Source organism: Terasakiella sp., assembly GCF_048267425.1.
Lineage (GTDB): Bacteria > Pseudomonadota > Alphaproteobacteria > Rhodospirillales > Terasakiellaceae > Terasakiella.
In genome coordinates this window covers 110,044-129,536 of record NZ_JBLWXN010000005.1, presented here as the reverse complement: position 1 = coordinate 129,536, position 19,493 = coordinate 110,044, and the positions used below count along the sequence as shown (strand labels likewise).

General features: G+C 43.6%; 17 protein-coding genes and 1 tRNA gene. 10 read left to right on the top strand and 8 right to left on the bottom strand.

What is annotated here, in order from left to right:
* The first annotated feature begins 26 nt into the window (after positions 1-26).
* The 6 genes from ACN0VA_RS09870 to ACN0VA_RS09845 all read left to right on the top strand — a co-directional run bounded on the left by ACN0VA_RS09870 (position 27) and on the right by ACN0VA_RS09845 (position 4,020).
* Complete coding sequence (locus ACN0VA_RS09870; protein WP_417820985.1) at positions 27-1,649, top strand: FAD-dependent oxidoreductase; 1,623 nt, start codon at positions 27-29, stop codon at positions 1,647-1,649.
* A 17-nt stretch (positions 1,650-1,666) separates the two neighbouring features.
* On the top strand, positions 1,667-1,867 hold the full coding sequence (locus ACN0VA_RS09865; RefSeq protein WP_417820984.1) for a DUF2783 domain-containing protein: 201 nt from the start codon (positions 1,667-1,669) through the stop codon (positions 1,865-1,867).
* Between the two features lie 171 nt (positions 1,868-2,038).
* Positions 2,039-2,126: transfer RNA gene (locus ACN0VA_RS09860), tRNA-Ser, on the top strand.
* Positions 2,127-2,341: 215 nt separating this feature from the next.
* A complete protein-coding gene (locus tag ACN0VA_RS09855) occupies positions 2,342-2,614 on the top strand; it encodes a helix-turn-helix transcriptional regulator (protein WP_417820983.1) in 273 nt (90 codons plus the stop codon).
* A gap of 3 nt (positions 2,615-2,617) precedes the next feature.
* Positions 2,618-3,721, top strand: coding sequence for a replication protein RepA (locus ACN0VA_RS09850; protein WP_417820982.1), 1,104 nt, complete (start codon positions 2,618-2,620; stop codon positions 3,719-3,721).
* Positions 3,700-4,020 (top strand): hypothetical protein, encoded by a 321-nt coding sequence (locus ACN0VA_RS09845; protein WP_417820981.1) that lies wholly within the window; start codon positions 3,700-3,702, stop codon positions 4,018-4,020. Before ACN0VA_RS09850 ends, ACN0VA_RS09845 begins: the two co-directional genes overlap by 22 nt.
* Before the next feature lie 4 nt (positions 4,021-4,024).
* On the opposite strand, the gene ACN0VA_RS09840 is transcribed toward ACN0VA_RS09845, so the two are convergent.
* Positions 4,025-5,353, bottom strand: a complete 1,329-nt coding sequence (locus tag ACN0VA_RS09840) for an MvaI/BcnI family restriction endonuclease (protein ID WP_417820980.1) — start codon at positions 5,351-5,353, stop codon at positions 4,025-4,027.
* 186 nt (positions 5,354-5,539) lie between these two features.
* Complete coding sequence (dcm, locus tag ACN0VA_RS09835; protein WP_417820979.1) at positions 5,540-6,799, bottom strand: DNA (cytosine-5-)-methyltransferase; 1,260 nt, start codon at positions 6,797-6,799, stop codon at positions 5,540-5,542.
* 1,174 nt (positions 6,800-7,973) lie between these two features.
* On the opposite strand from dcm, the gene ACN0VA_RS09830 reads away from it, so the two are divergent.
* The 3 genes from ACN0VA_RS09830 to ACN0VA_RS09820 are packed head-to-tail and all read left to right on the top strand — an operon-like array spanning position 7,974 to position 11,796.
* Positions 7,974-9,449 carry an OmpA family protein gene (locus ACN0VA_RS09830; protein ID WP_417820978.1) on the top strand — a complete coding sequence of 492 codons (1,476 nt, stop codon included), beginning with the start codon at positions 7,974-7,976 and terminating at the stop codon, positions 9,447-9,449.
* Between the two features lie 20 nt (positions 9,450-9,469).
* Positions 9,470-10,948: a hypothetical protein gene (locus ACN0VA_RS09825; protein WP_417820977.1), complete on the top strand. Its 1,479-nt coding sequence runs from the start codon at positions 9,470-9,472 to the stop codon at positions 10,946-10,948.
* A gap of 11 nt (positions 10,949-10,959) precedes the next feature.
* A complete protein-coding gene (locus ACN0VA_RS09820) occupies positions 10,960-11,796 on the top strand; it encodes a hypothetical protein (RefSeq protein ID WP_417820976.1) in 837 nt (278 codons plus the stop codon).
* 197 nt (positions 11,797-11,993) lie between these two features.
* Here the strand turns inward: ACN0VA_RS09820 and ACN0VA_RS09815 are convergent, their stop codons facing one another.
* The 4 genes from ACN0VA_RS09815 to ACN0VA_RS09800 all read right to left on the bottom strand — a co-directional run bounded on the left by ACN0VA_RS09815 (position 11,994) and on the right by ACN0VA_RS09800 (position 16,437).
* A complete protein-coding gene (locus ACN0VA_RS09815; RefSeq protein ID WP_417820975.1) occupies positions 11,994-12,857 on the bottom strand; it encodes an SIR2 family NAD-dependent protein deacylase in 864 nt (287 codons plus the stop codon).
* On the bottom strand, positions 12,850-13,860 hold the full coding sequence (locus ACN0VA_RS09810; protein ID WP_417820974.1) for a ParA family protein: 1,011 nt from the start codon (positions 13,858-13,860) through the stop codon (positions 12,850-12,852). Before ACN0VA_RS09810 ends, ACN0VA_RS09815 begins: the two co-directional genes overlap by 8 nt.
* Before the next feature lie 283 nt (positions 13,861-14,143).
* The gene (locus tag ACN0VA_RS09805) at positions 14,144-15,331 is read right to left on the bottom strand and encodes a tyrosine-type recombinase/integrase (protein ID WP_417820973.1); all 1,188 of its coding nucleotides are present in this window, start codon (positions 15,329-15,331) and stop codon (positions 14,144-14,146) included.
* A gap of 221 nt (positions 15,332-15,552) precedes the next feature.
* Positions 15,553-16,437, bottom strand: coding sequence for a LysR family transcriptional regulator (locus ACN0VA_RS09800; RefSeq protein WP_417820972.1), 885 nt, complete (start codon positions 16,435-16,437; stop codon positions 15,553-15,555).
* Positions 16,438-16,547: 110 nt separating this feature from the next.
* On the opposite strand from ACN0VA_RS09800, the gene ACN0VA_RS09795 reads away from it, so the two are divergent.
* Positions 16,548-17,645, top strand: a complete 1,098-nt coding sequence (locus ACN0VA_RS09795; protein WP_417820971.1) for an alkene reductase — start codon at positions 16,548-16,550, stop codon at positions 17,643-17,645.
* Positions 17,646-17,710: 65 nt separating this feature from the next.
* Here ACN0VA_RS09795 and ACN0VA_RS09790 read toward each other — a convergent pair whose 3' ends face one another.
* Both ACN0VA_RS09790 and ACN0VA_RS09785 read right to left on the bottom strand, forming a co-directional pair.
* Positions 17,711-18,502 (bottom strand): acyl-homoserine-lactone synthase, encoded by a 792-nt coding sequence (locus ACN0VA_RS09790; protein WP_417820970.1) that lies wholly within the window; start codon positions 18,500-18,502, stop codon positions 17,711-17,713.
* A 93-nt stretch (positions 18,503-18,595) separates the two neighbouring features.
* A complete protein-coding gene (locus ACN0VA_RS09785) occupies positions 18,596-19,309 on the bottom strand; it encodes a helix-turn-helix transcriptional regulator (RefSeq protein ID WP_417820969.1) in 714 nt (237 codons plus the stop codon).
* Positions 19,310-19,493 lie beyond the last annotated feature (184 nt).

The window sequence follows — 19,493 nt, the reverse complement described above, 5'->3', positions numbered from 1 at the left end:
GGAGAATATGAGGGGAGGAAATTAGAATGCTTAACACATATCAATATCCAGAATTTGATTACGTCCAATCAGAAGAGCAAAAATCCGGCACCGTAAAACGCCATAAAGCTGTCATTATTGGCGCAGGCCCCATTGGCCTGACAACCGCACTCGATTTTGCAAAACAAGGTATTCCGGTTGTTATTCTGGATGACAACAACACCGTTTCCATCGGTTCGCGCGCCGTCTGTTATGCCAAACGTCCATTGGAAATTTGGGATAGACTGGGCGTTGGTGAACGCATGATCGATAAATCCGTCGTCTGGAAAGTCGGTAAAGTTTTTCGGGATGAAGAACTGGTTTACCAATTCGACCTTCTGCCGGAAGATGACCATAAAATCCCGGCGTTTATCAATCTTCAACAATATTATCTTGAAGAATACATGATCGATGAAGCCAAAAAGCAATATGGGGATTTAATCGATTTTCGTTGGAAATCCAAAACCATCAGCCTGAAAAATCATGACGATCATGTTGCTTTGCAAATCGAAACACCCGACGGTGTTTATAAAATGGAAGCCGATTATGTTGTCGCTTGCGATGGTGCCAATTCCGATACTCGTAAAATGTTGGGCTTGGATTTCGAAGGGCAGTTCTTTCAAGATCGCTTCCTGATTGCCGATGTGGTGATGAAAGCCGATTTCCCGGCGGAACGTTGGTTCTGGTTTAATCCCCCCTTCCATCGCAACCAGTCCGTCTTGCTTCACATGCAATCCGATGATGTCTGGCGCATTGACTTCCAACTCGGTTGGGATTGCGACCCGGAAGAAGAGAAAAAACCGGAAAATGTTATTCCGCGCCTGAAAGCCATGCTTGGTGACGATGTGGAATTTGAATTGGAATGGGTTTCCGTTTATCAATTTGCCTGTCGCCAACTTCAGGACTTCAAATGTGGTCGTGTCTTTATTGCCGGCGATGCGGCTCATCAGGTCTCCCCTTTCGGGGCCCGCGGGGCAAATACGGGTGTGCAGGATATCGATAACCTGACCTGGAAACTCAAACTGGTTATGGACGGAAAAGCACCGGAGAAACTCTTGGAAAGCTATAGCGAAGAACGTGTTTTTGCTGCAGCGGACAACTTGTTGAACTCCACCCGCTCCACCGATTTCATCACACCGAAAAGTGCCGTTTCAAAAGCCTTTCGTGATGCTGTACTTGATTTGGCTTCCGATTATGAATTTGCGCGACCTCTGGTCAATTCCGGTCGTCTGTCCATGCCGACCCCTTATCTTCATAGTTCATTAAATACACCGGACGAAGACACCTTTGATGGTAAAATGCTTCCCGGTACAAACTGTGCCGACGCACCGGTCAATGTCGATGGTTGCGAAGGCTGGTTCCTGAATCACATTGCGGACTCTCGCTTTAAAATCTTAACGTTTGGTACGGACCCAGGTATTAAAACTTTGGATCTTAATGGTATCGCGTGTGATATTATTGTCGTTGGTAAAGATATGCTGGATATCAAAAGCCGCCTCAAAGAACGCTATGACGCAAAAGACGGAACAACGTACCTTCTGCGCCCAGACCAACACGTTGCAGCACGTTGGCGGACCTTCGATCAAAATAAGATCGAAACCGCACTGAAACGCGCCACAGCTCAACTCTAAAAAAGGAAGCTTTTGCAATGTCACTTAACACCAACGCAAACATTGAACGTCCTGACGACTTTTATCAGGAACTCATCGACCTTCACCGCGACCTGAGCGAAGAACAAAGTCGCGAGCTAAATGCAAAACTCATCCTCCTTCTTGCCAACCATATCGGCGATATGGCGATCTTGAGTGAGGCAATGAAGGCAGCAAAAAAAGGGATTGAAGCCAAATAATAAAACCTCTCACATCTGGCTTGATAAAGAGGGTGTGCGCCTTGTTCATAGGAGCAATGCGTCCCCTCTTTTCTATCTTATTCATTGAATGAAAAAAAAGTTTTCAAAAAAACGAAATTCTTTCTTGCCAAGCGCATAACTATTACGCTAATAACCTGCCACACAATCTGAGGATGGCTGGCTGAGTGGTCGAAAGCGGCGGTCTTGAAAACCGTTGAACCGAGAGGTTCCTGGGGTTCGAATCCCTAGCCATCCGCCACAAGCCCTTGGAAACCGCGCGTTTCCGAGGGTTTTTATTTTCTACCCACAAACCAACCCACAAATGAGCCAACGCTTGAAGGGTGGTTTTCATGAATTCGGCACAGTCTCAATCGCTTTCCAAGCCCTCTTCGGTATAGAGTAAATCCTAGCACATCAAAAATGTAACATTTTTACAACAGTTGCAGATTTTCTTATTCTTTTCTAAGACCCTAAATGCAATCAAACAGAATGAAACTTTATGAATTTTCATTGAATTGCATTCGGAGTAAAGAAATGACTTCTACACAACCAAAGACAATATTGCGCATGAATGATGTACTTGCACTAACAGGCATACGTTCAAGAACCACCATTTGGCGCAGATTACGTGCAGGATCTTTCCCTGCCCCTGTTGACCTAGGATATGGTCAGATTGGCTGGTTAGAAAATGACATCAGCGACTGGATAGACTCACGCCCTCGACGCTCTTACCAAAAACAGGGGTAAGATATGAGGTATAGGAAAGTAAAACTCAGTCTCCCATACACACTCAAAAACCGGAATGGAGAAGACGTAACTCTCGAAACGTTAATTTGGGAAAATGGCGCATCTGAGGCAATCCAAAGACTGCAGCAAGATTTCATTCAACCTATTGATATCAGGGCTATCGAAGCAGCCTCACGCTACTGGTCTGCACAACTACACCCTCCCCTAACACTACACAGTAACTTCACACGCTTTGCCCTACCTATGGATCACCCTAAAAGCAAAACAGAGGAATGGCAAAGAATAAACAATGATTTCAAGTGCATTCTCTCATCCGGTCACATACCGAAAGACAACAACCTCATTCCGGCAGGACTTCCATTTGGTTCGAAAGCACGCCTAATCCTCATATATATCAATACCGAAGCTTACAGAAACGATTACGGCATCATATCTATGGGAAAATCTCTATCCGAATTCATGAAGAAACTTGGGATTCATGTTACTGGCGGCCAAAATGGCTCCATCCGATATATAAAAGAACAAGCCGCAAGGCTCGCCCGTTGCCGATTTCAATTTTACTACCCTAAAAGTTTCGACAGTGAATATCAGATTGAAGACCTTGCTTTTGCAAATACTCAACTATGGGAGATTACTTCCAATAAAAACTCATGGGTCACAGAACTCCGGGTAAACAAAGATTTTAAAGCAAGCTTGGATAAACACAGTGTCGTTTTAGATGCTGTTGCTATTTCAATATTACGGAACCGCCCTTTCGCGCTTGATTGGTACATTTTTCTTGCATTTCGGCTGCAGGCGACAACGCGTGAAAAGTTAATTACATGGGCGAACTTATACGGCCAACTAGGAAGTAGAACTGAACGCATCATAGACTTCAAAATAAAATCCATCGATGCGTTAAAACTTGTTTCTGCTGTCTTCCCAACAGCTCGCTTAAACGTCACAGGACAGGGCGTCTGGGTTCAACCTTCAATACCTGTAAAAAACCGCATAGATAGCTGGTTGGGAGGCAAGACCCACATTCAGGCACATTCACAAGCCCTCGACTTTGTTCCCGCTCATAAAAAAATCAAAGGAGAAAATCAATGTCCGCAGTTGCTGGATTAATGCATATCGAATGCTACCTCGAAGAATTAAAAGACTTTAACGACAGAGTTCGAATGTTGACAGATATGCTGCTGAGCAATCATTTGGATGAATTAAATGCTCTCGCGACTTCACTGGAAGAGCGCATTGAGAAGAGGTCTTCAAAAGCGTTAAGAGAAACGCATCGTCAACTGGATCAAATAATCTTTGATTACAAACGTATCATTGCGATGGACCCTGAAGAATTTTTCGCAGATTTTGAGCTGGAAACAGGCCAACGATTTGGTCCAGAATACAAGGAAGACTATGAAGAGACTTGACAGCCTATAACTCCACCACTTCCATAGACTCGTACAGGTCGGGAATTAAAGGTGGACGAATTCTGAATTGACTACGTTTTTTCGCTTTTGGACTTGTGCTGATATTTTCAACCTTGATGCCTGGATCATAATAAATCGATTGTCGAGCCATTGCGGACAAAAATTTTGAAAAATCTGTACCAGTTCCCAATGCAACCGCATGTCCATACATGTACTGCACGCCTTGATCCGACACCCTTTTATCAGATGGCACATAGGCCGCCTGAGCGTGCTTTCGGTTCCATTTTTCCAGTAGACTGCTAAAATGCCATATGGCAGCTTCTGTACCATCATCGCTTAAGAGGGTGATCCCGCCGTTAATGTCCATAATTTTACCATTCAGCGGATCATACCCGGCCAACTCCAAAGTTAACCCTGTTCCCGGCTGTCGCTCACCAAATTTATGAATGCCGCCAAAATTCATCCTATCTGGTTTCCCGGATTTATCAGGATAACCGAATTGCCGGATAAACTGAACAACTCCTGAGACTTTATATACCCCACCAGTAGGTTCAGGAGTCATCAGCGTTATGGCTCCACCAGATAGCGGTTTGTCGAGACGCGTCTTGTGTTGTTTAATCTCCCACCCTAGGAAATCAGGTTCATTATCACCGTTGGGAATAACACCTAACAATGCCTCCAATGTATAACCACCTCCGTTTGGCGCTTTGTACGGCACACGATCACCACTACTGTTCAGCTTGCAGGAATTCACCCATCCCATTTCATGGATTTCTCTCAGGCGGTCCAACAATTCCCGTTTGGTATTTTCCCCTGCTTGGTCGCGATAGATCGTATTAAAGACAGTGTCAACAGCATCGAAGGTCTGCAATTCCCGTATTAACGGATTTTCTGGCCCGATAACATGGCCAATGATGCGCCTATCACACGTAATTCCCAAAAACATAACCCGCCCTTCTTCTCGGGTTCTTAAATACCGCCTTGGTGCCTTTTCAGCCCCTTTTAAAAAACCGGACATTCTAACTTCAGGGTATTTGGGATACAAAATTAATTGTGCAGAAGGTACAGGATATAAATTCCCGATATCATCCATCCACAGAAAAGGCAAATCCGCCTTAAAACGGTCCCGTTTGCTATCCTTGCGGCTTTCATCGGTATAAACCTTGCCAAATGGCAACAATTGCAAAGCTGAATAATTTCCGCCGAGATAAATCTGATTCTTTGAATTATCGTTGGGCGCCAAACGTTTATAAACAAGTGTGTGAACCTGATGATCCCGCATCAAGCCTGTCAATGCGTCAAGTCTGGAAATTTCTTCTAGTTCCTGTGCCACTTACTTTGCCCCCTTGTCATTTCCAGTCTATGAAGCATATTGCCTTTCAAATCGCAACCTAGATGTTGTAAACAACACAATATTCTCGATCTTTAGACGCTTCCTTCCCTCAATGGCACATGCCCATATTTCCAGCCATCATTTGGCTGCGTTTCCCTAGCGATACTACGTCAATCACAAAGACCTCTATTCAGCGGCATCTCGTGTCGCTACATGATCTTTCTTTGCTTTCAAGATATGGGGCAACATGTATCTTGCAATATCCTTGATTACAGGAACAACAACGCTATTCCCAAATTGTTTATATGCCCTGGTATCTGACACTGGAATAATAAATTCAGGTTCCCTACCAGTATCATAACCCATTAATCGCGCACATTCTCTGGGGGTCAAACGACGAGGATTTTTGCCTTCTTGCTTGATTAAAATTTCACTTCCGTCTTTGTAATAACGCGCAGATAAAGTCCGAGCCTTGCCCTCTGGTCCATTCAGCCCAAACCCAAAACCGTTGCCCGCAGCCTGATGTTTTTCTTTATAGGCCTGTAAATATGCCCACAACTTGTCAGTGAGTGTATATTTATCATTTACACGTGACGCCACATTTGCCCTAGGTTCATCAGCCGGAAGCGTATAATGTTCTTCCGGCAATTCTCCTTCATCATGCAGAATTGCGCCTAAAATGGGCCCTTGAGTTGGTTCAGCAAATGCCAATTTGTTAAAGTCAAAGCCTGTATCAACTCTAAAACCTGCAATAAAGATACGCTCACGATGTTGTGGCACATAGCCCTTTGCATCAATAACTCTTGTGCTGATGCAATATCCAGCCTCTTTTAATGCACCTTCGATAACGCGAAAGGTATTGCCCTTGTCGTGGTTTTTCAGGTTTTTCACATTCTCCAACAAAAACGCCGCGGGCTTATGATATTTGATAATACGTAATACATCAAAAAATAAAGTCCCTTGGGTTTCATCCTCAAATCCATGTTTGCGACCCAAGGCATTCTTTTTTGAAACACCTGCGATACTGAACGGCTGGCATGGAAACCCGGCCAACAAAACATCATGAGACGGGATATCAGCTGCTTCAACAGCCGTAATATCTCCTGCTATATGATGATTGTCATGGAAATTGGCACGATATGTACGTTGTGCGTATTCGTCCCACTCACTCGTGAAAACGCACTGCCCGCCAACAGATGCAAACCCCTTGCGAATACCTCCAATTCCGGCAAACAAATCAATAAACGTGAAAGCAGGATTATCGGGCAAAGCCTCTTTTTTAAAAGCAAGTTTGTTTCGAAGGATTTCAAGGCAATGTGCTTTGGGTTCAACCTCGCCTTTTTCCCAGCGATAAATTGTCTTAACGGTAACTCCCATTAAGTCTGCCGCATCTTCAACCGACATGGCATTTTGCTCTCTTAATTCTTTAAATGACATATCCAGCATTGCCTTACCTTATTACAGCCGGTCCCCGGCGGGAAATATTTTGACATATTAAATTCTATATCATCATGCAAAGAGGAAAGTAAAGCATTATTTGTTCTTTTTTTGTTCTATTTTATATTGATCATTTCACTAAGTTGTCGGACAAAATGCGTATCCTGCCTATTTTTAGATGAACAGAAGCCAACAAAAAAAGAGAATAAATCCAATTTCTTGACAAAACAGGAAAACAATCCGCAGATAAACAAAAATTGTCACACCCAAAACATAGTGAAAACATGCCAAAACATTAGAATAACAACGGTTAAAACTTTGGTTACAAGCCGTAAACACACGATAACAAGCTTGAAATAGGCAATAACAGCGAGAACAAAGGGCTCATTGCCGCCCCCTGCCCAATGGGCATTCACCCGCTAGGTCATTTTTGTTCTATGTGGTAATGTTAAAGAAAATCAAAGAAAGTAGAAAATCATGTCAAAGGCAGTACGTGTTGATTTGACAGAGTATCTTCCTGCACTTCTTGAAAGGATGGAAAATCCTGCAACTCAGGGCAAGGTACCGAGAGCAGAGCCAATCTTTACTTTTGGCGACTGGATCATAATGGTATCTACTGCCATCTGTTGGCTTGGCCTTTTAACAGCATTGATTATCCTGTAATTTTCCAGCCGGAACTTATTTGTCAATGATACGCCCTTAGCATCCAGAAGTTCCCACTGTATAACACAAAATGAAGGGCCTGCCCTTCGAAGACCTGCATCAGAAGGTCGTGACCATTTACGAAGCTCACCTGCTGAGGCAAAACTTCACACTTCGCGGGTACATCGCCTTTCCCATTGTGATTGCTCGCGCGCCCTGCAGACAATCCTTATAATCTTTTAATGAGTCAGTTTTCCACAGCTATTAGGAGATAAATCGTCACTTCCTCCCTTATGTTCTTTTATGAGAAGTCTATGATTCTGTGACCGTATATGCGCGAATTTCCATTTTAAGCTTGAACACTTATGCGTAAAAAAGTGATGATCTATGCGTAACGGAAAATATCGAGTGAGCGTTTATGCGTATTTCCCCAATATTAATTTTCACCAGATATTAAAAACAAAAAACAATCGTAAAAGGTGTTTAAATACGTTTCGTTTCGTGCAAAGTTATGAGCAAAGAGTTCATATTCGGTAGGCGCATGAAACATCTAAAAAAATTAATCGCAACCAGCACGATTGCCCTCACTGCAACTGGCTGTGTTACAACAGGCAATAATAGCCCTTCAAATTCGTCATATTCGAATAACAAAGGTGTATGTGACTATAGCCCAAACGCCTTTGTTCTAGGCGGGGCGATAGTCGGTGGTATTCTTGGCTGGGTTGTTGGTGGCAACAATAACAAGACCGGGGGAACTCTTATTGGTACTGCGGTTGGCGGCTTAATTGGTAAAGCTGTAGAAAGTCACTTTGAGGAACGATGCAAAAAGCTTGCCCTTGCACAAAATCAAATGCGTGTTACGAAAATAAAAGGAAAGCAAATTTCCGTTTCTCCAACCAGCACATGGCAAAACCCAGACAGTCAAGACAAAGGTGAAAAAGTCGAAGGGCTAGCCGTTGAAATCGACAGCAATCAAATGTTTGCCGTAGGAAGGTCTGCCCTAACACCAACGGCAGAAAAAGATATTCGAGAACTTGCACAGGCCTTCAAGGGGAGTTCCAACAAAATCCTGATTGTCGGGCATACGGATTCAACAGGCTCAACCGAACAAAATCAGGCACTTTCTGAAAGACGCGCACAATATGTTGCTGACATTTTCAAACAGGAAGGTGTTACCGAAAGTGCGCTATTCTTTAAAGGGGCCGGAGAAACTGACCCTGTAGCCTCCAACAATGACGAAATCGGGCGAGCAAAAAACAGACGGGTTGAAGTCGTCGAACTCCCACATAAAGAAGCAATTGTTGCTTATGAGTTCCAGCGTGACAATGAGATTTCACCTAACTCCAATGGTATTGCACCACCTCCCCCACCGCCTGCCATTGCCTTAACAGAAGCCCCAAAATATGCAGGCATAGATTTTGGAGGAACTCTCGCATCAACAAAAATGAAAAATGTTCAGGCGCAAGTGGGCAAGCTTGAAAGCGAGAGCGGTTTCTTCAATTTTTCACTGATTTCTTCTGCATATGGTAATTCAGATTCATCTCAGGCTTTAAACGCATCCTGCATCTCCACACGATTTCGTAAAAAAGGCGAAATTAAAACTCTATCGGATGGTTCTGGCCTGACTGCTCATAAGGTCTCTGATCACTTGCCCGGGCTTTATGGAACCTCATGGGTTGATCAGAACGTAAACGGACACCTTGTCGGCCTAAGCAAAGTCTCTGTGTTACGAGACAGTGGTATTGTGCCAGAAGACCCCACCGTTTTTGTATATGAGAACTTTAAACCGGGGGATGAAAAGCCATCACTAAAAGCCGATGGAAAGGCGGAGGCTACAGTTGGTGAAAAAGGCGTTTTATATAGAACCTTCTTTTCCAAACAAGCTGCTCCCCTCATTTGCATGGATGTAGTCTTCTCATTGAAAGACAAAGGTCATTCCTCATTCGGAAAGCTGTTTTATGCCAAAAACGGCGACATTTATGCGGCTGATTTCAAGCCGGAAATTATTAAAAAATAAGCATATTAGCGGATAATAAAATGGACGAAATTCTTACCTTCCTTTCCACATATCGCCTTGCGATTTCTTTAATCTTAGTTTTACTCGTCACCACCATTATCTTGATTAAATGGTGGAGCGAAGTGAAGCTCTTCTGGAAGAGCACGTTTTACAGCATGCCTGTAATTGGTAAAACGAAGAAGCTTGCTCAGAATGCCGCACGCGCAAGTGACGGGTGGTATCATTCTGAAAAAGTCCTTTGTGAAGACTTCTACTCGGATATTCGCGATATTGCCGCTGATCCAGAAATGTATGACAAGGCAAAGTCATACCTGTCAAAGGTTCAGGAAAATGGGCGCAAAAACCTAAGCATCTTTATGTGGATTGTCATCATCGGTCTCGTCTTTGTTGAATCCCTTGGCTTTGCTTACATTCTTTCTGGCTACACACTTCCAGGTGCCAGCGAGGGCCTTCAGGTCAAAGGGGCTTTGGGTATTGCTTTTCTAATTTCAGCTGTGCTTGTCTGGTTAACCCACGCGGCAGGATCGGAAATGCACAAACGTGGATTAATTAAAAAAGCACGTGTCTGGTGGAACCACGACAATGACCCTGATCGCCCTGCCCTGAAACCACAGGGTCATCCGACGTTGGAAAAAAATGAAGACGACGACAACGCCCCTCAGTACATCCAGATCATCAACCGCTTGGACACAAACGCACAAGTCACGCCCGGCACACCGATTTGGACGATGATTGCCTTTGTGGCTATTCTTGTTATTGCAGTGGGTGCCACAGTTGTTCGTTATGAAACCTACAAGCAGGAAAAAGTTGCGGAAACCTCTTTTGTTGGCGGTGAACGTACTGGCGAACTTTCTCTGGAAAGTTTAATTAACAAGTCGCTACCTAGTGACCTGACAGCGCCACAAAAGGAAGCAGACAACCGTGCAACACAGGAAAAAGAAGATGCGGCTGACACAGCCAACTTCACAACATTTGCTATTCTTGCTGTGCTTTTCATTCTCATTCAGGCGATGGGCATAGGCATTGGTCACAGATATGGCTTTGCAGGTAAAGAGTCCAAGCTGGCACGTCAGATCATTGGCAACTTCAAAAGCCGTTCTGAATATGAATCCTGGTTTGAGCGTAAGAAGGCTGCCATTACAATGGTTGCGCAAAAGCACCTGACCAACTTGCAAGCACAAATGCGCAATTACACCCAGGCAATGGGTATCGATCAGGCAGATCGAGACGCGCATATGAATTCTGGTAACAGAACGTTTGAAGCCTTCTTCAACATGAAACAACAGCCTGTAAAACAGACTGAAATTATTGTTGAGACAAAACCAGACCAGAAACCTGAACCTCCATTGAAGAAGGAAGAAACAGCGGAAGAAATGGAAGCTCGACTTCGCGCTGAATTGCTCGCAGAAAAAGCAGCGCAAGAAGCCCCTAGAAAGGAAACAGAAGAGGAAATGCGCGAACGCCTCCGCAAGGAAATGTTAAGCCAGGGCGCGGAATAAGGAAACTCGTCATGACGTTAAGAAATGCTGTATTCTTTTTAGGACTTCTCTGCCTGACTTTTGCAAGCACTGTTGCCCAAGCCGCCCAGACAGAGATTAAAAGCTGCTATGAACTGATCGGTATTGGTGACACACCTCCCCCAGTCCAGAAGCGGGAACTTGTTATTGCCGTTGATCAAACCGTTGAATTCGACAAAAGCATTCAAGAGCATGCCTTTAAAAAAATACAGCATTTTCTTCGCCCGGGCGATAGCGTAAAGCTCGTTTCATTTTCAGCCTACGTTCAAGGAAATTTCACGAATGTTGTTCTGAAAGGCCTGCTGGACACGCGCCTTTCAGATGACGAACGCTATGACATACCCAAAAAAGTTCTAAAGAAAATTGATCATTGCTACGCCCTGCAAGATAGAGCCGTTCGTGAAGGGATTGGCAAAGCCCTTCTGACTACCTTTGCTAATTCCAGTAGCAAAATCCCCAACACAGAATTACTGGATAATCTCAATCTTATTTCAAAAAGCCTGTATTCTGAAGATATCACCGGAGAACGCTATCTGCTCATCATTTCAGATATGATGGAACACTCCACCCTCACCTCTTTTTATAAATCCGGTTCGCTCAGAAAACTCTCACCAGAAACCGAACTTGCCAAGATTAAAAAAGCCGGTTTGGAAATGAATTTCAAACAAGCGAATGTTTATGTGATTGGTGCAGGTTATTCTAAATCAGGTAAATACCAATCAGGTGAAGGGATGAGGAATTTCCAATCTTTTTGGACCGATTTTTTCTTTCAAGGCAATGGCAGTATGAAAGCATTCGGCACACCGTTGTTAATTGGCGAAATTAAATAAAATATCATAGTTGAAAGCGGAGTTGGAAAAGTGAACCCAGCGGTCATTTTCGGACACTACCTTATAATCTAAATGATGAGCTTTCTTAATGTTTTAGTTGCTTTCTGTTTTGGGGCCGGACATCGTACGCAAATGTGTAACCCTTCCTTTTTGCTAGGAGGACGTCAGATCAGAAAGCAACTAATTCAAATAAAAGGTTACCAGTTCATATTAATTTTTAACTTTTCCCTTTCATCTTCTACCAACTGTACTAAGGCAATAATAGAGTCTAATAGTTCCTTGTGGTTATGCTTACTAGAGTATTGAATTATATTTAGATTCATAGTGTCTTGTATGACTTCGATTACGGAATCATGAAGTGCTTCTTTAGGGAGAAGCATAACATGAGTGCGACTGCTGTTGTGCTTGAAGAGAGTATCTTCAAGAAGGAGCTTAATATCAGGGTCATTGACTCCACAACCAAGAAAAACAAATGTATGCGTTAGCGCGAGAGCCTCTAACACCTCATAGAAAGTTGCATATTTCGTACGTGCTTCAGCATATTCTGCCCGAGTGAAAATTAGATTGTTAGGAGAATCAATTGTGCCGTGCACTTTTAAAATAATTCTTTCCGACCCTCGTATGCTTGAAATCACATCTGTATCATAATGTTGCTTAACGACAATTGATCCGTTTGCTTCGCTGTTTGCATAAGTCTCATATATTTTATCGAAATTTGGAGTTGCTACAATTCTTGAATCCAAAGCGAAAATTTTTTTATGAATTTCTGCCGGAAGATATGCAGGTGTAAGAAATTCTTCTCTAACAATTCTAGTAAACTCTTCCTTTCCAAGACTTCGCTTAATAACCTCACACGCAGTAAGGTAATCACCCTCCTTTAAAAGCTTTTCTATATGCCTCTTAGGTTGAATATTCACAAGAGTGCTTTTTAGGAACGAGAGCCAAGTCTTCGGCCTTTTCCCATCAATATTTACACTATTCATGGAAATACCGGACCCTAAAACGACTACACAGCGACGACGGCTAATATCGCTAACGACTTCGCTAGGCCAATTAATCATCACTATCTCCAATATTTATCAGTAAATTCTTGGAGATATTCCTAAATACGGTGTCCGCAGCCTGAACTTTTTGAAAGTGTGCACCAACAACCCCGTCTTTTGCTTTTAACGCAAATATCGGTGCCTTTGTTGTTTGAGACATTGGAACCAAACTGTACAGATTCTCAATTTCGCCTAGAAATAACTCCTCCCCCCCATTGTCAGAGGAAGAAATGGAGCATATCTCTTTCTCTATCTTCTCAGGTATTTGTTTAGAAATTTTCTCGTATGCTTTAACATGAACTTTTTGTCCCCGAACAGTTTTAGCTTTATATTGCTGCATTACATATCCGGCAAAATTTAAGCCCCATATAAATTCCTGAGCATATACTTCATAAGCCTCATGCTCTTCTTCCTTGTATTTTTTCAAACCTTCTTCTATGCCTTTTTTCCATTTTTTCAGTGACAAATTGATGTTTTCTAAAGCCATCAAACTAAAGACATCAACTGCCATTGGAATAAGAAAGTAGTCAGATGCAATTAATACAGACCTATTTATTGCGCCTAAAGATGGTCCAACATCAAAAAATATATAATCGTATTCTTGGTACTGTAACTTTAAATGCTCAAATACTAGAGTTGTTTGCAAGCCTCTCGGGTCGCCAGACGTTGCACTTTTCCAATCTGACGCCAATAAATCCTCACTAAGCGCGAGCTTTGGGTCGCCAGGAATTATATCTACTTCAAACCGTCGTGATCTCACAGGCTGTATCTTCTTTTCGATGTATCCCTTTGCTCGCCTTACGGGTGATAAGAAGGACTCGACGCTTTCTCTTCTCAACTTTCCATAGATTGCATCAAGTTGTCTATCTGATAAAATATAGGTAGTGCTATTACACTGAGGATCTGCATCTACGATGAGAACCTTCTTTGCCATTTTTATCGATAAATAAGCTGCCAAGTTACAAAGAAGAGTTGTTTTGCCAACCCCCCCTTTGTTATTAAAAAATACAATACTTTTCATTTTTATCCTTTTGGCCCTGAGTTGGCGTCGCTCACAATCAAATGCCGTAGCTGCAACTTTTGGAAAAGAGAGGAACCTCATCAAGTCAAACATCAGTTATAAGGCGCAAATCATAAATTGCCATTTCTTTAAAAGATACACTATTTAATTGAATTGCGCGATTGTTTTTTGATTATTTCCTATACTTACACCTTGGTATCTAAGCTAAGGACTAAATTTAATAAATCTATGATCTAACGGGGTTTATTACCTAACTATCTCTTCAAACAAGGAATCATAATAGTTATTTCATAACACCAGCCCAAGCCTCCATCAATTCCCGACGTTTCTCCAACAAATCTCCGCGCCTGTAAGCCGCCTCAGCCTTATTCTTGATCGTATGAGCTAGGGCCATTTCGCAGATTTCGTGAGGAAATGAGGTTTGCTCTGCGGCCCAGTCTCGGAAAGTCGATCTGAAACCGTGTGCAGTAATATCGCACATTCCCATTCGTTTCATCAGTTGGGAGAAGGCTGCATTTGAGAGGGGGCGGCCTTTCTTGTGACCGTTGAAGACATAGGGGCTATCCTTTTCTCTGGGTAAGTTCTCAAGCAACTTTACGGCTCGGTCACTTAACGGGACACGATGTTCTCGTTTCGCCTTCATCCGTTCCGCCGGAACAATCCAGATTTTGTTTTGCAGGTCGATCTCTTCCCATGTCATTTCGTAGACTTCACCGGGTCTGGCAGCGGTTAAAATTTGGAATTCAAGACCTCTGGCTGCATTCCCATCCCTTTTTTGCAGTTCTGCCATAAAGGAAGCAATTTCTTTATAAGGCAATGCCGCAAAGTGCTTCTCGTTTTTAAGGGCAGATGCTTTGGGAAAAACTTTATCCAAATGACCGCGCCACCGTGCAGGGTTTTCGCCGTCACGATATCCCCTCACCTTTGCCCAATCTAAAACACGCTCGATCCGGCCCCGTACGCGTGAGGCAGTTTCCGTCTTCTCTTTCCATATTGGTTGCAGCACTTTAACCACTAGGTCGGTATCTATCTGCTTGACGAGAAAATCCCCAATCACCGGATAGGCATAGGTCTTTAGGGTATTTTCCCATTGCTGGCGATGTTTGGCATTTTTCCAACCATCCGAGTTATCGCTAAGGAATGCCAAGGCACATTCCTTAAAGGTCATAGCGCGCGCTATTTCGAGTTTGCGGGTACGGACTTCCTCTTCGCGTTGCTGGATCGGATCAATCCCCTGCTGAACCATCTTACGGCAATTGGCAACCGCTTCTCGTGCATCGGCAAGCGATACAGTGCTGATTGAGCCTAATCCCATCTGACGGGCCCTGCCATGCATCATAAAGCGATAGAGCCATGATTTGGTGCCATGCTGCGTAATTTGTAACCAGAGGCCATTGCCGTCGCTGTAACGGCCTTTTTCGGACAATGAACTTACCTTCTTTGCCGTAAGCTTATTAATGCTTCGTGCCATATTCTCAACCCACAAAATTTCACCCACAAACCGACCCACAAAATAGGTCGCAATTTGATGAAATTCAGTGTAACCACATGAAACACCTGTTTGTAAATAAATATATGAATCAATTAGTTAAAAGGAATAAAATGAAACATGATGAAACAGGGGTTAGACGGACTAGCAATCCGCCACTAAAACCTCGCTCTTATGAGCGAGGTTTTTTGTTTACCATGATCTTAAACGGTTATTTGGTCTGCAATGTAATCGATAAGCATCCGGACACGGCGCGGCATGGTGTTTGATTGTGGGTAAATGATTTGAAATTGGGAGGGGACATTCAAGTATGGAGCAAGCAGGGGAATAAGTTTTCCTTCTGCAATATCCGCCTCCACATCCAGATCCGCTTTATATGCAATCCCATAACCGGCAAGACACCAGTAGCGGACTTGTTCTCCGTCATTTGCAATACGATTACCCTGCACCGGAATTTTGATCACGCGATCGTCCATTGAAAATGACCATTCATTATTAAGGTTTTGCCCAAACCGCATGATTAGACAATTGTGTTTTTCCAGTTCATAAGGTGTCTGGGGTGTTCCATATTTTTCAAGATAAGACGGGGCAGCACAGACCAAGCGTCGTGTTGACGCTATTTTCTTAACTTTCAAAGAACTGCTGGTTAAATTGCCGTAGCGAATGGCAAAATCAATTCCTTCGGACACCATATCCATATAGCCATCATTTAAAATCAAATCGATACTGACTTGCGGATAAACCGTTAAAAAGGCATCAATAATCGGCGTTAAGCGGTTTCGCCCCAAATCCAGAGGTGCACTTAACCTGATCGGGCCGGATATTTGATCAACACCTTGTTTTAAGCGGCATTCCAGATCATTGGCTTCAGCCAATAAACGTTTGGCGCCATCAAGGAGTAATCGCCCTTCTTCCGTAATATGAATAGCCCGGGTGGTACGTTTTAAAAGCGTTGCCCCATAATAGCTTTCCAACGTATTCAAGCGTTCCGTCACAGTTGCCGGAGATAAGCCCAGATCACGCCCGGCAACAGCCAAGCCACCTTTTTCGACGATACGGATAAAAAGCGCGAGATTATCAAGCAACATTATTCGATTTTCCCGAAATATATTTTAAATAAAATCTCAATTGTTTTTATTTTTCGTAAAGATGATTCTGTTGTCAAGCAAACAGTTTTCGATAGAAAGGATTACCCATTATGACGACAGATCTCTTCACGCCTTTGTCCTTGGGAACATTGTCATTACCCAATCGCATTGTTATGGCCCCCATGACACGGGCAAGAACCACTCAGCCGGGTGATATTCCCAATCAAATGATGGCACAATATTATGCGCAGCGAGCCAGTGCGGGGCTCATCATATCCGAAGCGACACAAGTTTCGCGCCAAGGGAAAGGATACTCATTCACTCCCGGTATTTTTACACCCGAACAAGTCGAAGGGTGGAAAAAGGTCACCGATCACGTTCATCAAGCCAATGGTCGTATTTATTGTCAGTTATGGCACGTTGGCCGGATGAGCCATGAAAGTTTTCATGATGATGGTATGCCCGTTGCGCCAAGCGCCCTGTCCCCAGATGCGCAGGTCTGGATTGTTGATCCGCAAACAAATGTTGGGCAAATGATTGATTGCCCCCTTCCCCGCGCATTAGAAGAGACCGAGATCAAGGATATCGTTGCTGATTTTGCACGGGGTGCCCGCAATGCAATGGATGCTGGTTTTGATGGTGTTGAAATTCACGGTGCCAACGGTTATTTGATTGATCAATTCCTGAGAAAATCATCAAACCAACGAACCGATGCCTATGGCGGTAGTCAAGAAAACCGTATTCGTTTTCTGGTTGAGGTTTGTAGCGCCGTTGCCGCAGAAATCGGAGCAGACCGTACAGGTATTCGTCTTTCCCCTTATATTACCCAACGTAATATGGCAGATGATGAAATTATTGAAACCATGTTGAAAGCCGCATTTGAACTGCAACGCATCGGTATAAGTTATATTCACTTATCCGAAGCAGACTGGGAAGATGCGCCAACTATTCCCGAGCAATTCAGACATGATTTGCGTGAGGTTTATTCCGGGACAATTATTGTGGCTGGTAAATATACAAAAGAGCGTGGCGAACAGCTTTTAAAAGACGGGTTGGCTGATCTTATTGCCTATGGGCGTCCGTTTATTGCCAATCCCGATCTTCCCTATCGTTTTGCCAATAAACTTGCCTTATCCACATTGGATCCCGACACTCTTTTTGGCGGGTCGGGAAAAGGATATGTTGATTACCCTTCCCTGCAACGCTAACAAATCCCGTCAGTCTGCCCAATTGCGTTTCAATTTATATGATCCGCAATTGGGCACTGATCTAATCAGGCGTGGCCAAGGCTCATAACTTCGCGGGTAATGGCTTTTTCAATCGCACCTATTTTATCGGCAATGTCCGGCATTCCTGCTGCTTTTGCCTGCGCACGAAGGTATTCCAAAGAAGCATGCATACCTTGAATGCGTTCATCGGCATTGCTTTCTAAACCAACGTTTTGCATACCTGTTGCACGCGACCACAAGACGGGCTCAAAAATGCCGGTTTTACGACGAACGGACGCCAAATATTCACGACTTATGGGTAAGCGCACAGCAACAGCGCGAGAGTCCCCGATCAAGTGTTCTTCCCCAATGCGTTCAGAAGACCAGCCCGCCAATTTGAACAAGCGTTCAATAAAAACGTCAGTTACCGTGATCAACTCTTTCTTGCCATGTGCAAGACCATACTCAATGCCACCAAGAAACAGCTCCGCACAACCACGCGACAGCAACCGATTGATTTTTTGATCGCCATCCGTTTCCACAGCAAATCGGCTGGATTCAAAATAAATTGAAGAGTCTGGGCAGATTTGGCCATCCAATAATTGCGGGAAGGTATCTCGCAACATATTGGTCCCGGTCATGGGCAAAAAGCGAACAGACCCCCGCAAACATCCATCAGGACTGTAATAAAGTAAATAGGTTGGATCTTCTGCGTCATACTGGTCGCGTTCTCGTCCATTTTCTATCGTTACATCCCACCCCAAACGGCCTTTAAAAACACGGGCGCGTTGTTGAAACATTTGATCTAGACGTTCCATAAAAACGTGATGGTCGGACGGTTCAATTTGAAATAACATTTTCGGATACCCCTTCGTTTAAAAATTGAATGGAGTATCGCTTTTAGTTGTGCACGCCCATATAGGGGAATCCCCCTATGTCACCATTCTCGCTTACGGGGCGATCAAACCTTCGGTCAAGCATTTCACCACGGCATGTGTCCGAGAATACACACCTAACTTATTGTAAATATTTGTAAAATGATTTTCCACTGTTTTACCGGAAATATGCAAGATATCGGATATCTCACCATTTGTTTTGCCATCTTTCGCCCATTTCATCACCTCCAGTTCGCGTGGCGTCAAGACACACATCAATGGTTGAGGTAAAGAAAGTTCCGCAAAATGGGCATCAAAATGCAGCGATAGAATATGTAATTCAGACGCATTATGCCGGATTGCTGATTGAAAACTTGCATCGGTTTCATCACTGGCAACGGAAATAAAGGAGGGTTTTAATCCAATGGTTTTATTAGGCACTGTAAACCCGTTCCCCAACCCGCAATCACGGGCTTCGTGCATCATTTGAACCTGTCGCGCAGTCAACCCGGACGCATCCTGACTGCCCCATGCAAAAGGCAACCTTGCCCGCATTCCATGTTGGAACACCGGATCAATATCTCCATAATTTTCATCCAGATAACGATCTTGCCATTTCAATCCATAATTGTGACGATGCGCAACCCAGTCGTTTTCAGGAACAGCAAAATTAAAATAGGCAAAGGTTGCAAAGCCAAGCGATTGTATTTGCTTAGCAAAGAGCAAGGCCAAATCATCTGGCGTCTTCGCTTCGGCAATCTCGCCCAAAAAATGGTCTAACTTTTTCATGCCACCCGCAATTCGCACATTGGAATTATAAAATTAACGGTCGAATTGCATTATGTCACTTTTTGAAGCTCGTGGTAAATAATCTTTGATTGATAATTCACTTTGACCAAAGCTCCTGTAGTTTGTTTTTTTGCTCTTGCCTTCTGTTATATTGTAACGTTATAACGTATAAAAACGGAGAATA